Consider the following 14,351-nt stretch of genomic DNA (forward strand, 5'->3'; position numbering starts at 1 on the left):
GGCCCTGTCTATTTAAATAGACAGGGCCTCTTTTATACGTCTAAGCTATATGCCCAGACACTATTCTCTTTATCTTAAACTGAATGTATTATCTACCTAAATATGATTTTAACATCCAGTTATGTTTATCTATATTTGTTTGCATACCGATGAACATATCTTCAGTCACATCATCATCTGCATTTGAAGCAACTTCAATTGCTTCTTCTAATTGTTTAGATACATTATCGAAGTCTTGTGAAAGTTCTTCAACCATTTCTTCAGCTTTGTAACCTTTGTCTGCTTCTTTGATAATTGAAAGATCTAAACTTTCTTTTAATGTTGCAACTGGATTACCACCAGCAGCTAAAATACGCTCAGCTAAATCGTCAATGTATTGACTTGCTTCGTCATATAATTCTTCGAATTTTGTGTGTAGTGAGAAGAAATTAGGACCTTTTACATACCAATGAAAATTGTGTAATTTGGTGAATGCGACTGTCCAGTTTGCTACTTGTTGATTTAATACTTTTACTACTTCTTCATTACTTTTTGCCATGTAAAATCTCTCCTTTAAATTTCAATATTATCATTAAATGACAACAACGTTCTTGATTACAATAATTATTATATTATAATAATTCTAATCTGTAAAGAATATTCGTGCTCTAAATTAGAATTATTTTAATTTAGATGTCCATTTAACGACCTACACTTATTATAACAAATTGCACACTACTTATTCCAGGTCTTTTCTGTACGGCATTGCGCTTTGTGCACCTAAACCTGTCACTGAAAAACTACCAGCCAAATTAGCAAAATTCACAGCATCTTCCAATGACTTATTTTCAATTAATGCAACTGCTAGTGCACCATTAAAAGTATCTCCAGCTCCTGTTGTATCTATGACTTCCTTTTTATAACCTTCAATCAGTTGTTGCGTATCGCTATAAAACAATGCGCCTTTTGCGCCTTGCGTAATAATAAGTTTACGTGGATATGCTTTAAGTGCTTGTTCTACTTGATGGTCAAATAGTAATTCACTTTCTGATTCGTTCGGCGTTATCCATGTTACTTTTTCGATTACTTCTTTATCCAATTCACGATAAGGCGCAGGATTTAAAATAACTTTGATACCATGCTTTGCTGCATATGTGACAACTGATTGAACCGTTGCTTCAGGAATTTCATGTTGGAGCAAAATAATGTCATCTTCACCAAAGTTTTCCAACTTTGGCAAAACAATATCTGGTGTAATATAGTTATTGGCAGCCGGAACGACAATAATACGATTATCATCTTCAAATAATGTAATGTGTGCTGTACCTGACTTCTCATTGTCAATGATGTCCATATAAGTGGTATCAACATGGTTATCTTTCAAGTTTTCCAAAATTTGTTTGCCGTATGCATCATCGCCCACTGCACCTATCATATACACTTCATTACTTAAGCGTGCAGCCGCTACCGCTTGATTTGCGCCTTTGCCACCAGGATTAGTAAAAAATGAAGTGCCCATTACTGTTTCTCCTGCTTCGGGCAATATATCAGTTTTTACAACTAAATCTATGGATGCACTACCAATTACAATAATTTTTCCCATGTTTGTTTCCTCCGTATTTTCAGTAAAAAATAATCAGTCAATAAAAAATGATTTTTCATAATCATTAGGTTCATGCCAATGGGTTTTCCACATATGATTTCTATTATCAGCAAATAATTGATAACCAAAATCTCTGATTATATTTGGCACGAAACGCAACAATATACCTAACCATTTGTAGTTAGTCAACGATGTGATTAAGGTTGTAATTGCATCAGATTTATATTTCAACTGGTCACCTTCTTGTAAAATCACACTATCGTATTGTTGCGCTTCTGGATAATTTTCTAATAAATTTTGTGCTACATCACCCTGTAATTTGGCAAATTGATAACGTGTAGAAAGTCCGTGTTGAATTAACCAGATCGCATAGTTATAACAATAAACACAGTTACCATCATAATAAATTATTGGCATATACAACGCTCCTAAAATGATATATTTAGTCTACCATTATCATTATATAATGGTACTTATTTTTATTATATCCTAATTTCCTTAAAATAAACCATAAGTGCTTATATCTGCCTATTCCTATCAGTGCTCGTCGATTAAAAACATTATGTCTTTTTTACGCTTCTGTTTTAAAAGTATCCACTATAATTTAAATAATTAATAGACATTTATATTGTCATACTTTGCATAAAAAAATGACCAATCCATTCTTGAAGGATTGATCATTTCATATGCTTTCATAATTACTTATGCTTCATCATAACGTATAAGTTCAATTACTCTAAACTCTTTTTAATCTTGGTTCACTTTAACAATTCTAGTATATTTTAGAAACTGTTCTGTGTATTTTTGTTTAATTTCATTTAAACTGTCATACGTGATAGCGACAATATGCCAATTCGGATTAAAATGATAAAACGAATCTTTTTTTCTAGACCATTTAACCATAGTACCATCTTTATTATAACGTGGTAACGTCATCTCATAGCCTTCCAACACATTGATATATGTTTGAAAAATATCAGGATCTATACGGTTAAAATTATCTATAACTAAATAACTTTTATCTTTTCGAGGCATGAGATTCGTTATAAAACCTTCTCTATAATATAAAGCGCCCGTCTCATTTGGTAAATATTTTCCATAAAGCATGTCTTCTGTGAAATCCGGGTGCCCAGAAGTAATAACTGGATTCGCATTTGTTTTTTGCAATAAGTCTTCTGCCGCTTTTAATCCTTCTCCTTTATCTACTACAAGCAGAATAAATGGTTTCAAATCTTCTGCTGGCTTATCTATCACATTATCGCTTTGCACGGCTTCAAATTGTGGTTTCAAACCATCATTCGCACTCATTTCAAGTATAGATTCAAATTGCGTTTGTGACATACTTGCAATCGCTTGTTTTGCATTTTCCTGTAAGTAGTAAAGATTTTTTAATTTAGGATGCTTATTCAAAGTACTTAATGAGACAGGTTCAATTTCTTTTTCAAAATATACTTCAATAGCCGTACTATTAGTTCTACCAGGAATAGGTGGCTTTTCATGTATATGTTTACTCACTTCACCAACGCCAATGACCGATTGCTCTCGTTTTTTATTATAAAAAACAAGTTGGTCCCCTATTTCTAACTGTGTATAAAAATGATAACCATTTCTTTTTATACCATTATACGTATGTGTAAATATCGTGTTATATGATTCTGGTTCAAATTCTTGTTCCTCAGATATAAAAAAGTATCTAGGTATTTTAGTTTGGCCTTTGCCTAAGCTAACGATTAGTTCATACTCTTCTTTAGTAATTTGATTAAATAATGTTTCTTTCATATTACCCATTCTAAATTCTAACTGTTCACTTCTTTTTAAATAATCAGCTGTTAACGGCTTTAATTGTTCTTGTAATTCAAAATGAACGCGAATTTTATTTTGAGCACCCGTTTGTACACTTGTGATTTCACCAAATCCTAATAAACCAGTGTCCATCTGCACTTGATAAAAGATGACCTGGTCACCAACTTTGGCCTGTTTAAATGAACGGAAACCTTGAGAGGGATTAAATTGTGCACCTGATTCAAATAATGTTGTTTGTCCAACCATTGGTTCATTATGGTTCCAGCGATTATAACCGCAGTTTAACCAAAAATAACTTGTTTCCTCTGCCATTTAGATACTCCTTATCTCATATAAAAATTCTATTTTTCCTATTATATGAAAAATCACCTTATAGAACAAACATTACAATAAGTTGATTAATTTCATAGTGATTAAACTTGTAATAATAACAACGATCCAAGTCACTAAACCAAGTAATATAGGTTTGATACCCGCTTGTCTAAATTGTTTGAAATCCACATTCAAACCAATACCAGCCATCGCCATTGTAATTAAAAATAACGATAATTGTTGAAACATATGAATCACTGATGGTGAAAAATTGAAAATTGTACTTATCAATGATGCTATGACAAACCAAACAATAAACCATGGGAAGATTTTAGCTATGGATGTGTGCGATTGCTTCTCTTTTTCTTTTTTAATAGTTCTATATGTAAAAAATAAAACGACTGGAATAATCATTAACGTACGTGTTAATTTAACAACGGCCCCTGTTTCCAATGCAGTTTTACCGTAATTAGAAGTTGCTGCAATGACACTTGACGTGTCGTTAATCGCCGTTCCTCCAAAATAACCAAAAGTCGCTTGTCCCATATGCATGATATGACCAATTGGTGGGAAGATGAACACTGCTATGAGATTAAATAAGAAAATCGTCGAAATAGCAAATGCAACTTCACTTTCCTTTGCTTTTATAACCGGACTCGTTGCGGCAATTGCTGAACCACCACATATGGAAGTCCCTACCCCAATTAATATACTTAAATGTTCATTAATATTAAACAGTTTCATTAATACATAAACAATTAATGCCGCTGCAAACAATGTAACAAAAATAATTGGTAAAGATCTCCAACCGATGGCGCCAATAGATTGGAAGCTTAATGTAAACCCTAACACGACTATACTATAGTGTAATATTTTTTTACTGCTGAATTTTATACCAGCATCATATTTTTTAGGGATTGTTATTATATTATTAATTAAAATACCTATTATGATTGCAAATATAGCACTCCCAATGATAGGGAATTTACTGCCCATAATTGTAGCGACCATTGCGATTACTAAAGTCATAATGAGGCCTCTTGCTTTATCCAATCTTGCCACCTCCAATTTAAATACTATTTTAACATATTTCAGATTATCTAAACTGTAAATATTGAAATGTACACGGTGTTATAAAGAAAAATTAAACTGATGTTTAAGAACTTTATTGCTAATCACACATTGTCTCTCCATATTTTATAAAATTCATAAAAAAAGTATCATTCACGCAATCGCAAAGATACTCAATTTATACATTGTTAAGTTAACGTTAAAGCGCCCAGAATTGGCATCGTATTAATTAACACACCACCGAATTTGAGCATACCACTTATTTCTTTATCCGGTATTGTAATCAATGCTGCAATAATTCCTATTACACCAAAAATCATTGGAACAGCCATCGAAGGAAATATATCCGTCTTTAAAAATATGCCTGCACCAGATAAAAGACCACATACAAGTGATACATATAAAAACTTAATCATTTTAATGCACTCCCACTTCTATCTCTATAAGTAACTTACAATCAATTCATACTGACCTTCAAATATTGTATCTAAATCATCAGACGTTAATATAAAATTCTGTCCTTGTACTAAATCGAATACTTCACCATCAATAATGACTTGACCTTCACCTTTGAGCACAGAAATCAATACAAACTCTCTTGGTTTCATATAATTTAATGTACCTGAAATGTTCCATTTTACAATTGTAAAAAAGTCATTAGAAACAAGTTGTGTACGTTTATGATTTTCAATGATTTCAGTATCTGTTGGTATATTAATACTTTCATTTGCGATTTCAATTACTTCTTTCGCTTTAACTTGATTTAATTCGCGTTTATCGCCTGAATCTTGTGCACGGTCATAGTCAAACACACGATAAGTCACATCAGATGATTGCATCGTTTCGTAAACAAGTACACCTGCGCCAATAGAATGAATCGTTCCAGCAGGTATAAAATAGAATTCTCCCGCTTTAACTTTCACTTTATTAAATAACGAATCGTAATCCGCTTCATCAATCTTGTCAATTGCTGTTTCTTTCGATTGGGTATTTAATCCATATATAATTTCAGCGTCTTCTTCAGCATCTATAATATACCAACATTCAGACTTACCATATTGTCCATTCTCATTTTCATATGCATACGCATCATCTGGATGTACGTGTACAGATAAAGATTCTCTGGCATCTACAATTTTAGTCATTAATGGAAATTCTTGGCTCGGAAAATCACCAAATAGTTCTCGATGTTCATCCCATACTTGATCTAGTGTTTGCCCACGATATGGTTCGTTTAATATTTCACATTTGCCATTTGGATGTGCTGAAATCCCCCAAACTTCTCCGATATAATCACTGGGTAAATCATATCCAAATTCTTTTAATCGACTGCCACCCCATATTTTTTCATGAAAAATTGGTTTTAAAAATAACGGCATTCATCGCACCTCCAAATTCTTAAGTTGTAATCATATTTAAAATTATATTTTTTAAGTGAATGTTCTCATTTAAATTCATCTTTTTTTACAGAACTAGTGTGATTGTATCACATAATTACTGAGAGTATAAATGACTATACGCGTATTTCAATATATTTAAAATCACTTATTATTATATCAACGACCCATTTAAATTGGTAGTTCATTCTATTTTGTACAATCACATGACGAATCATTTTAATGAATGATTATATTATCGCCGGAAATTTTTCTTGTTTGGACTTGCCAATACAATCTAATTGACTTTATAATTAGATATAGAGTTTTTTACAAACTCTATCTGTTTTTACATATAAGGTATTGTATTAATTTATGATTATTTGGAAAAGCTGATTACTTTTTCAAATTATAAAATTTGCTATTAGGGGTCTGAGACATAAATAGGTGTCTTAGGCCCCTTTTCTATTTAGTAGTAGATGTAAAATACGCTGACTATTGGACACTATTTCATGTATGTATAAGTACCTTGCTCTAAAATTACTAAAATCCACACAACATGATAAAAGCACCTTTTCATATTATCATGTGAAATGGCGCTTTTTTTATTATGTTTCTTTGAAGTTAGCTAATATGGTTTGTTTTACTTCGAGTAAGTGAGATTGCATGGCTTTAACTGCTGTCTTATCATCCTGCTCTAAAATGGCATGATAAATCATCTCGTGTTCTTCGAGTAATTTAGTCATTGTTTTTTGTTTATCATAGATAAATATTTTTCTAGTTTCTTCCATTGAATTTTGCATAAGTTCTGATATGTTATTTAATAACTCTACTAATAATGAATTTTGAGCTGCATGTGCGATTGCAAGGTGGAATTCTAAATCTGCTTTTTCTCCTGAAGTGCCATCAATTACTGCTTCCCCCATCACAGACAATGCTGTCGCTAGCTTTTCTAAATCTGCTTTATTACGGTATCGTGCAGCATTTGCTACTGTTGCACTTTCAACAATTTCTCTGAGTTCTAATAATTCTTTTATTTGAACTAAAGAATTGAATTTGTCCCCAAATTCAAAAAAAGTAGGCTCAATTTGTTTGATAAAAGTACCATATCCTTGTTTCATTTCTATTACGCCTATCGTTCTCAGTGCATTCAACGCTTCCCTCACTGACGCTGTGCTTACTCCAAATTGCTTACTTAATTTTTGGATAGACGGTAATTTATCACCAACCTGATAATCCTCAGATTTAATATTCTCTAAAATGATATCTGCAACTTGTTCATATATTTTTGGGTTTGAAATATTCATATTAACCTCCAAGCGATATAATTTATTGTATCAAATTTTCGCTCGTAATTTGCTTAAAAAAGCAATTATTTCTAACAAAAAAAACCAATTTACACCATGATGTAAATTGGTTCTTTATTTAATTATATTTTATTTATTTTTAAACTGGTCTAATGCGTCTTCGATTGATTGTTCACCGCTCACAACTTGAAATTCAGTATTTATATAATCATCTGTTGCAAGTACTTCTTTAATGACTGACGCAACATCTTCGCGTGGAATTGAACCTTTATCTTCGAAAAATGCATCTGCTGCAAATTTGTTTATGCCAGGATCATTTAACAATATACCCGGATGCACAATTGTATAACCTACATCCGCTTGTTTAAGATATTCATCTGCATAATGTTTCGCGATCGTGTATGGTTTCAAATCACCACTTGCATCAAAAGCTTCTCTTCTAGAATCATAAGTAGACACCATGACATATTGTTTTACATGGTTTGCTTCACTGGCTTTAATTGATTTGATAGCGCCGTCTAAATCTACGCTAATTGTTTTATCTGCACCAGTGCTACCACCTGATCCTACTGAAAATACAATTTTATCGAATCCTTGTAACTTTTAAGTTAACGTTTCAATATCATCAGCTTCAACATCAATCAATGTCGCTTTCACACCATTGTCTTCTAAAGCTTGCACTTGTTCTTCTTTTCTAACACCTGCGACAAATGATTCGCCACTTTCTTTTAATTGATTTACTAAATATTGACCTACGCCACCGTTTGCACCTATAACTAATGTACTCATTATATAGCCTCCTTCAATAAAATCTTAAATTCATTTTAACACTTCTACATATTTTTAAAACTATTGTGCTTTGAACATTGACTATTCAACAAAATTATATTAATATATGAACAAATATTCATATATTAATGTGAAGAAATGAGGTTAGTAGATATGGTGGAGTCAATTAATGAACAAACGGTAGCATATGTCACCGATATTTTTAAAGCGTTAAGCGAAGGTAATCGCCTACGTATCATGCACCTTTTGATTCAAGGCGAATGTAGTGTAGGTCACATCGCACACACTTTAAATTTAAGCCAATCAAATGTTTCACATCAATTACGTATTCTTAAACAAGCACATTTAGTGAAATCGAATCGCCATGGGCAATCTATGATTTATCAAATAGATGATACGCATGTGACTACTTTAATAAAACAAGCAATTCATCATGCCTCACATAAATAATAATTGAAAGGTGGATATTCATATGTCAGAACATCACGAACATAATCATGCTCACGGTCATGTACACACTAATAATAAAAAAATATTGCTTATCAGCTTTTTAATTATTGGTAGTTTTATGATTGTCGAAATAATCGGTGGTCTTTTAGCAAATAGTTTAGCTTTACTTTCGGATGGTTTACACATGTTTAGTGATACAATTTCACTTGGTGTCGCACTCCTTGCTTTTATCTATGCCGAAAAATATGCAAATAAAAATAAAACTTTTGGGTATAAAAGGTTCGAAATTTTAGCTGCACTTTTTAATGGCGTAACACTTTTTGTCATTGGTATCATTATCATTATTGAAGCTATTGAAAGATTCTTTAATCCAGTAGAAGTACAATCGACTGAAATGTTTATCATCAGCGTTACTGGCCTGATAGTCAACATCATTGTTGCTTTATTAATGTTTAGAGGTGGCGATACATCGCATAACATTAATATGCGTGGTGCTTTCTTACATGTTATGGGAGACCTTTTAGGTTCTGTTGGAGCTATTATCGCTGCGATACTCATATGGACTTTAAATTTAACGATAGCTGACCCAATAGCTAGTATCATTGTGTCACTACTAATTATTAAAAGTAGTTGGGGCATTACAAAGTCTTCATTAAACATTTTAATGGAAGGTACACCTATCGATATAAATATGTCTGAAGTCATTGCCACTATTAAGGAAGAGGATGCAATCCAAAGCGTACATGATTGTCACATTTGGACAATATCTAATGAATTAAATGCATTAAGTTGTCACGCTGTTGTCCCTCATGAGATGTCAGTAGCTCAAGGTGAGCAATTGTTAAATAAAATAGAACACAAACTACAACACTTGAATATTCAACATATGACGATTCAGTTAGAAACCAAAGATCACCAACATGACGATGAGACGTTATGTTCATCTATATATAAAACTACTGCACACAATCATGCACATGATCATTAAAAATCTTGACCAATTAAACAAATTAAAAAAAGCGAGTGTACGAAAGTCAAAGTCGATTTCGCATGCTCGCTTCTTTAGTATAATTTAGCATTTCTACTACTTCTAATATTAATCACTACTTGGGATTTCATTATTGATAGTCTACCCCTATATACAGCATATATAGGTTTAAATTACGTATTTATAAAAATTTATCAAATATCAGCGCTTTAGCTGGTACTTGTTTCTCGTCAAATCCTCTTATAAATTCTTCATTGTCATATGGGACTTTAACACGTTCAATTGAAAATTCATTTTCATCAATCGTTACAATACCATAAACTGCATATGCACCATTATTAAGACCTACAGAGCCCGGATTAAAATAAACTGTAGATTTATCATCATATAAATGTACAGTGTGGTTGTGACCAAACACGATTAAATCTGCTTGTTTATCTTCAAACAAAGCTTTTATGTTTTCTTCACTAGGTTCCACAATTGGACTATATGGTTGACCATCAATCGGTGTAGTTAATTGTTCATTTGGTATTTCATAATGAATAAACAGCACTTTTTTATGATTAAATGTTTTTTCAATCACACGTGGTAGTTCATTTAATCTGTCGTAATAATCTTCATCTAAATGACTTTCAATCCATTGGTGATGTTCGTAAAATTTGTCTTTTAAGTCTTCAGGATAAGGTGTGTCATTCACTATCGACATCACCGCTTCATCATGATTACCCGCGATGATTTCCATATCATCTCTGTCAAAAATTTCATCAAGTACTTTATTCGTTTCATGTCCAACCCCGATATTATCACCCAGGTTAAATATCTTATTGATATCTTCTCTTCTATCAATATCATCTAAAACAGTTTCTAATGCATCAAAATTTCCATGAACATCAGTAATTATTGCAAATTTCATGATGATATCTCCTTTCAACTTTTTCTCATTAGGACATTTTAACATTTTATTGCCATTTTGTTACCTATTAATTTTAAAATTATCAAATTTTTGATATCGTATGTTTATGACTAAAAAGGAGTGCTTAAAATTTGTTTAAATTTCATAAATTAGCATTACAAAATGCAAAACCCCAAAATGCTAAAATTTTAATGTTCACAATTGTAAGTTTTATAATATTGTTTGCTTTAACAGTCCTGACATTTATGCCAGTACAACCCGCTATTTATAAATTGTTAATGGCAATGGCTATGCAACAATCTATCGGTGGCGCCATATTTTCACTTGTACTTGCAATACTCATACCATTAATCGTATTTATATTTATTGGTTACCCATTAATAGCTGGAACTATCTACACTATAGACAAAGCTTTAAATAAAGACAAGGTAAATTTCAAAGATTTATTTTCAACATTTAAAAAAGGCAAATACTTAAAAGGATTAAAATTTTCTTTATTTACTTTAGTTTTTGTTATTATCGCATTGTTACTTAATTTACTAGTTTCAAAAGTACTAAATTTAGGAATCGTTCAACTATTTTCAGCAATACAAGGACCATTAAGTAGTTCTGATCATGCACTTGGATGGTCTCTTACTTATCAAATTGTCGCAGCAACAATCGTATTATTTATTCAATCATTCATTTACTGGTTCTTAGCGATTATCGCAATCAATTATACTTTAGCTTTTGTTAAAGAACCTAGTAATGGTGCATGGTCATCAGTAAAAAGAGGATTTAAAGGCATTAAAAATGGTCAAAAAACTTGGTTCAAATTCTACCTTGGTTTATTATTACTAAATTTAATCGTCATCCTACTTGCTAATCCATTTAGTCAATTAGTTGCTATATTTACTGGTAGTATGTCTCAAACATTAGCAATGGTAATTATTTACATTGTTACAGTCATTGTGATTATCATTAGATTAATCGTTTACTATACAAATATATTAGCGATTATTCAGTACTATAATCGTAATGATGAAAGCATTGAAACTACAAAAGTTAAGAAAAATAAAAAGTCAAAACAACCTATAGATAATGAACTAGAAAGTAAGCAATCTAAAGCAAGCAACAGTGTAACGAATACAACTGAAAAGACAAAATCGAATGTTACTGAGCAATCTGAAAACATGCAAGACAAAGTCAAAGATGAAACATCAGATTTAAAAAACAATCTAAATAAAACTGACAAGTAATATCATTCGAAAAATAATCACGCAGATGCAAAAAGAGTCTGGGACAAAAATAGATGTCCCAGACTCTTTTTCATTTAGCCATTAGATGACTACCTTATTTTCTCTATGCCTATCATTTAATCTTGTAAGAAACGTGCTTTTAAATAACGTGCTGCACCATTATCTTCATTAGTATCATCAGTCACATCATCTGCTAGAGCTTGAATTTCAGGACGTGCATTTTTCATAGCGACAGTATAATGACCAAATGCAAACATAGCTCTATCATTGTCACTATCTCCAATCACTAATGTTTCTTGTTGCGCGATGCCGAAATGCTCAATCATTTCTTTTATACCCGTCCCTTTATCAATACGATATGCCATCGTTTCAGCATTACAACGTGAAGAATTAGACACACTAATTTGTAACTTATCTTGATCTTTTAATAAGTTATTTCTAAAGTTTGTTATTTTTTCAATATCTGGTGAAAATAAATAAATTTTTGAAAATGATTTTTCAGGTATACTTGTTTCCCAATCCACCTTATCAACGAGCGAAGCTTTTCGAGAAGACCATTCGGAAACACCTACATCACCCGGTGGCGTTGCTGGTTCAAATAATGCATTTGCCCATGCTTTATCTTCCTGTAAAACAATACGATTACTGTCAAATGGGAATATTTCATAATAGATTGCCTCTTGTTGTGCGCGTTGTACAATGTCAATTACAGCGTTGTAAGACAAGCTGTGCTTAAATAAAACGCTATCCTTAACCATTCCTAAAGTACCATTTGAACTAATAATACCATCGACTGCAAATGATTCAGGAACAAGATAATGTATTTCATTATGTGCACGACCTGTTGCTAAAAAGACTTTATATCCCTTATCTCTTAATTGTTGAATAACTTCTGTTGTTTCTAAATCAACACGATTATCTTTATGTAAAATCGTGCCATCCATATCTAAAAATATTGCCTTAACATTATCCATTTTTATATAATCCTCCATCACATATAATCATCTTAAATTATGGCATTAACTATGCTAATGTGCAATCTACACATTATTCATAAATAGTGCGTAGCGTTGATTTTGATAGCGTACATTGACATTTCTATTAAAAAAGTTGCTCATAACATCACTATTTAAAATATCTTTAATATTACCTTGTTTATAATTCTTACCTTGCTTCAGTAAAAAGCCTTTTTGTATATCTTGTGTAATCTCTTCAATAAAATGCGTCACATATATAACAGCTAATTCAGGTTGTTGTTGGTACAATTTTTCGAGCGCTTGTAACAGATCTTCTCGTGCTATAAAATCTAAGCCAGATGCTGGTTCATCTAAAATAAGTAATTTGGGGTGACCCATCAGCGCACGAGCAATAAGTACCTTTTGACGTTCTCCTGTAGATAGATAACCATAGTATTGTGACTCAAAATCACGCATTCCCATTTGTTCTAAATATTGTTGTGCCAATTCAATATGATGTGGTTCTATAGTTTTAAATACACCTATGGAATTAAATATGCCACTAATTACAACATCTCGCACCAATTCGCCATCTTGAAAACGATCCATTAAACTATTTGAAACAAACCCTATGTAATCTCTGACTGTTTCAGCAGAATAGCCCACTTTTCCTGGTTGCATGCCAAATAAGTTTATCGTTCCAGCAGTATTTGGTTCGTAGGCGTTTAATATGTTTAGCAATGTTGTCTTACCAGCACCATTTAGGCCATAAAGCATCCATTTTTCACCTTCGTTAATTTGCCAGCTCACATTTTTAATGATTTCCTTACCTTGTTTTCTACGTGATATATTTTTCAAGTCAATTAACATGTTATACCCCTTTTCTCTTATGCAATTTCTAACATGACTTAACAAATCACCTTCATTCGATCATTTGTGTTGTCTAAATATTTTATCCAATGCCTTTCCTTTTGCCAGTTCATCTATCATTTTATCTAAATATCTAATTTCTTTCATAACGGAGGCTTCCATATTTTCTACACGTACACCACAAATGACACCCGTTATTTTTGTTCGCTCTGGATTTAAGTTAGGCGCTTGATTTATAAATGTTTCATAATCTGTCCCATCCGCAACCAAGCGATCAATCTCTGATTGCGTGTAACCTGTCATCCATCTTATAATTTCATCCGCTTCTTGTTTGGTTCTATCCTTTTTCTCTACTTTTTTAATTAATAAATCGTATACTTTTCCAAAAGCCATAGAATAAATTTTAGGTTTTTCCACTATATTCAACTCACTTTTAAAGTTTATCTAGTTATGATGATAAGCATAATAAACATAATAACATTTTAAAAAGATTTTGATTTATATAATAATTAAAGTTCAAATTTGATTGTAATCGTTATCGTTGATTTATATTAGTGCTACTCATTTAAAACAATACAATTCATGATTAATCCACAATAACTATCATTTAACTACATACCTCAAACATTTAGTTCTCAATATACTGCCTATTGCACTGTATATCACTGAAATATAAATCAAAGTCATATGTTTTTA

Annotated in this window: 15 protein-coding genes and 1 pseudogene; 3 read left to right on the forward strand and 13 right to left on the reverse strand. The window is 31.9% G+C overall.

Annotated elements, in window-relative coordinates:
- Positions 1-88 precede the first annotated feature (88 nt).
- The 9 genes and pseudogenes from ACM595_RS05745 to ACM595_RS05785 form a co-directional block, all read right to left on the reverse strand.
- Complete coding sequence (locus ACM595_RS05745; RefSeq protein ID WP_002482692.1) at positions 89-538, reverse strand: Dps family protein; 450 nt, start codon at positions 536-538, stop codon at positions 89-91.
- A 180-nt stretch (positions 539-718) separates the two neighbouring features.
- Entirely contained in the window at positions 719-1,582 is an 864-nt protein-coding gene (gene rbsK / locus ACM595_RS05750) for a ribokinase (RefSeq protein ID WP_002482691.1), read from the reverse strand.
- Between the two features lie 33 nt (positions 1,583-1,615).
- Positions 1,616-1,999 carry a thiol-disulfide oxidoreductase DCC family protein gene (locus ACM595_RS05755; RefSeq protein WP_002482690.1) on the reverse strand — a complete coding sequence of 128 codons (384 nt, stop codon included), beginning with the start codon at positions 1,997-1,999 and terminating at the stop codon, positions 1,616-1,618.
- 330 nt (positions 2,000-2,329) lie between these two features.
- A complete protein-coding gene (locus ACM595_RS05760; protein WP_011302649.1) occupies positions 2,330-3,697 on the reverse strand; it encodes an EVE domain-containing protein in 1,368 nt (455 codons plus the stop codon).
- Positions 3,698-3,769: 72 nt separating this feature from the next.
- Entirely contained in the window at positions 3,770-4,750 is a 981-nt protein-coding gene (locus ACM595_RS05765) for a YeiH family protein (protein ID WP_037538011.1), read from the reverse strand.
- 206 nt (positions 4,751-4,956) lie between these two features.
- Positions 4,957-5,184 carry a hypothetical protein gene (locus ACM595_RS05770; RefSeq protein WP_037538009.1) on the reverse strand — a complete coding sequence of 76 codons (228 nt, stop codon included), beginning with the start codon at positions 5,182-5,184 and terminating at the stop codon, positions 4,957-4,959.
- Between the two features lie 24 nt (positions 5,185-5,208).
- Positions 5,209-6,147, reverse strand: a complete 939-nt coding sequence (locus tag ACM595_RS05775; protein ID WP_002482686.1) for a type I phosphomannose isomerase catalytic subunit — start codon at positions 6,145-6,147, stop codon at positions 5,209-5,211.
- A 605-nt stretch (positions 6,148-6,752) separates the two neighbouring features.
- Positions 6,753-7,451 (reverse strand): FadR/GntR family transcriptional regulator, encoded by a 699-nt coding sequence (locus ACM595_RS05780; RefSeq protein ID WP_002482685.1) that lies wholly within the window; start codon positions 7,449-7,451, stop codon positions 6,753-6,755.
- A 129-nt stretch (positions 7,452-7,580) separates the two neighbouring features.
- A pseudogene (locus ACM595_RS05785) lies at positions 7,581-8,240 on the reverse strand (NAD(P)-binding oxidoreductase).
- 153 nt (positions 8,241-8,393) lie between these two features.
- On the opposite strand from ACM595_RS05785, the gene ACM595_RS05790 reads away from it, so the two are divergent.
- Both ACM595_RS05790 and czrB read left to right on the forward strand, forming a co-directional pair.
- Complete coding sequence (locus ACM595_RS05790) at positions 8,394-8,690, forward strand: ArsR/SmtB family transcription factor (RefSeq protein ID WP_002482683.1); 297 nt, start codon at positions 8,394-8,396, stop codon at positions 8,688-8,690.
- Positions 8,691-8,712: 22 nt separating this feature from the next.
- Positions 8,713-9,678, forward strand: coding sequence for a CDF family zinc efflux transporter CzrB (czrB, locus tag ACM595_RS05795; protein ID WP_002482682.1), 966 nt, complete (start codon positions 8,713-8,715; stop codon positions 9,676-9,678).
- Between the two features lie 181 nt (positions 9,679-9,859).
- Here czrB and ACM595_RS05800 read toward each other — a convergent pair whose 3' ends face one another.
- Positions 9,860-10,591: a metallophosphoesterase family protein gene (locus ACM595_RS05800; protein ID WP_037538006.1), complete on the reverse strand. Its 732-nt coding sequence runs from the start codon at positions 10,589-10,591 to the stop codon at positions 9,860-9,862.
- 131 nt (positions 10,592-10,722) lie between these two features.
- On the opposite strand from ACM595_RS05800, the gene ACM595_RS05805 reads away from it, so the two are divergent.
- Positions 10,723-11,829 (forward strand): hypothetical protein, encoded by a 1,107-nt coding sequence (locus ACM595_RS05805; RefSeq protein WP_069826070.1) that lies wholly within the window; start codon positions 10,723-10,725, stop codon positions 11,827-11,829.
- Between the two features lie 116 nt (positions 11,830-11,945).
- On the opposite strand, the gene ACM595_RS05810 is transcribed toward ACM595_RS05805, so the two are convergent.
- The 3 genes from ACM595_RS05810 to ACM595_RS05820 form a co-directional block, all read right to left on the reverse strand.
- A complete protein-coding gene (locus tag ACM595_RS05810) occupies positions 11,946-12,803 on the reverse strand; it encodes an HAD family hydrolase (protein ID WP_002482679.1) in 858 nt (285 codons plus the stop codon).
- A 66-nt stretch (positions 12,804-12,869) separates the two neighbouring features.
- The gene (locus tag ACM595_RS05815) at positions 12,870-13,655 is read right to left on the reverse strand and encodes an ABC transporter ATP-binding protein (RefSeq protein ID WP_002482678.1); all 786 of its coding nucleotides are present in this window, start codon (positions 13,653-13,655) and stop codon (positions 12,870-12,872) included.
- 60 nt (positions 13,656-13,715) lie between these two features.
- Entirely contained in the window at positions 13,716-14,072 is a 357-nt protein-coding gene (locus ACM595_RS05820; protein WP_002482677.1) for a DUF2200 domain-containing protein, read from the reverse strand.
- Positions 14,073-14,351 lie beyond the last annotated feature (279 nt).

It is taken from the genome of Staphylococcus sp. LKG3-1 (assembly GCF_048568385.1).
In the GTDB taxonomy this organism is placed as follows: domain Bacteria; phylum Bacillota; class Bacilli; order Staphylococcales; family Staphylococcaceae; genus Staphylococcus; species Staphylococcus saprophyticus.

Bases quoted from the DNA above. Each gene is read 5' to 3' on its own strand.
- rbsK (WP_002482691.1), bottom strand. From the start codon at position 1,582: ATGGGAAAAATTATTGTAATTGGTAGTGCATCCATAGATTTAGTTGTA.
- ACM595_RS05775 (WP_002482686.1), bottom strand. From the start codon at position 6,147: ATGCCGTTATTTTTAAAACCAATTTTTCATGAAAAAATATGGGGTGGC.
- ACM595_RS05800 (WP_037538006.1), bottom strand. From the start codon at position 10,591: ATGAAATTTGCAATAATTACTGATGTTCATGGAAATTTTGATGCATTA.
- ACM595_RS05770 (WP_037538009.1), bottom strand. From the start codon at position 5,184: ATGATTAAGTTTTTATATGTATCACTTGTATGTGGTCTTTTATCTGGT.
- ACM595_RS05815 (WP_002482678.1), bottom strand. From the start codon at position 13,655: ATGTTAATTGACTTGAAAAATATATCACGTAGAAAACAAGGTAAGGAA.
- ACM595_RS05745 (WP_002482692.1), bottom strand. From the start codon at position 538: ATGGCAAAAAGTAATGAAGAAGTAGTAAAAGTATTAAATCAACAAGTA.
- czrB (WP_002482682.1), top strand. From the start codon at position 8,713: ATGTCAGAACATCACGAACATAATCATGCTCACGGTCATGTACACACT.
- ACM595_RS05780 (WP_002482685.1), bottom strand. From the start codon at position 7,451: ATGAATATTTCAAACCCAAAAATATATGAACAAGTTGCAGATATCATT.
- ACM595_RS05810 (WP_002482679.1), bottom strand. From the start codon at position 12,803: ATGGATAATGTTAAGGCAATATTTTTAGATATGGATGGCACGATTTTA.
- ACM595_RS05790 (WP_002482683.1), top strand. From the start codon at position 8,394: ATGGTGGAGTCAATTAATGAACAAACGGTAGCATATGTCACCGATATT.
- ACM595_RS05760 (WP_011302649.1), bottom strand. From the start codon at position 3,697: ATGGCAGAGGAAACAAGTTATTTTTGGTTAAACTGCGGTTATAATCGC.
- ACM595_RS05755 (WP_002482690.1), bottom strand. From the start codon at position 1,999: ATGCCAATAATTTATTATGATGGTAACTGTGTTTATTGTTATAACTAT.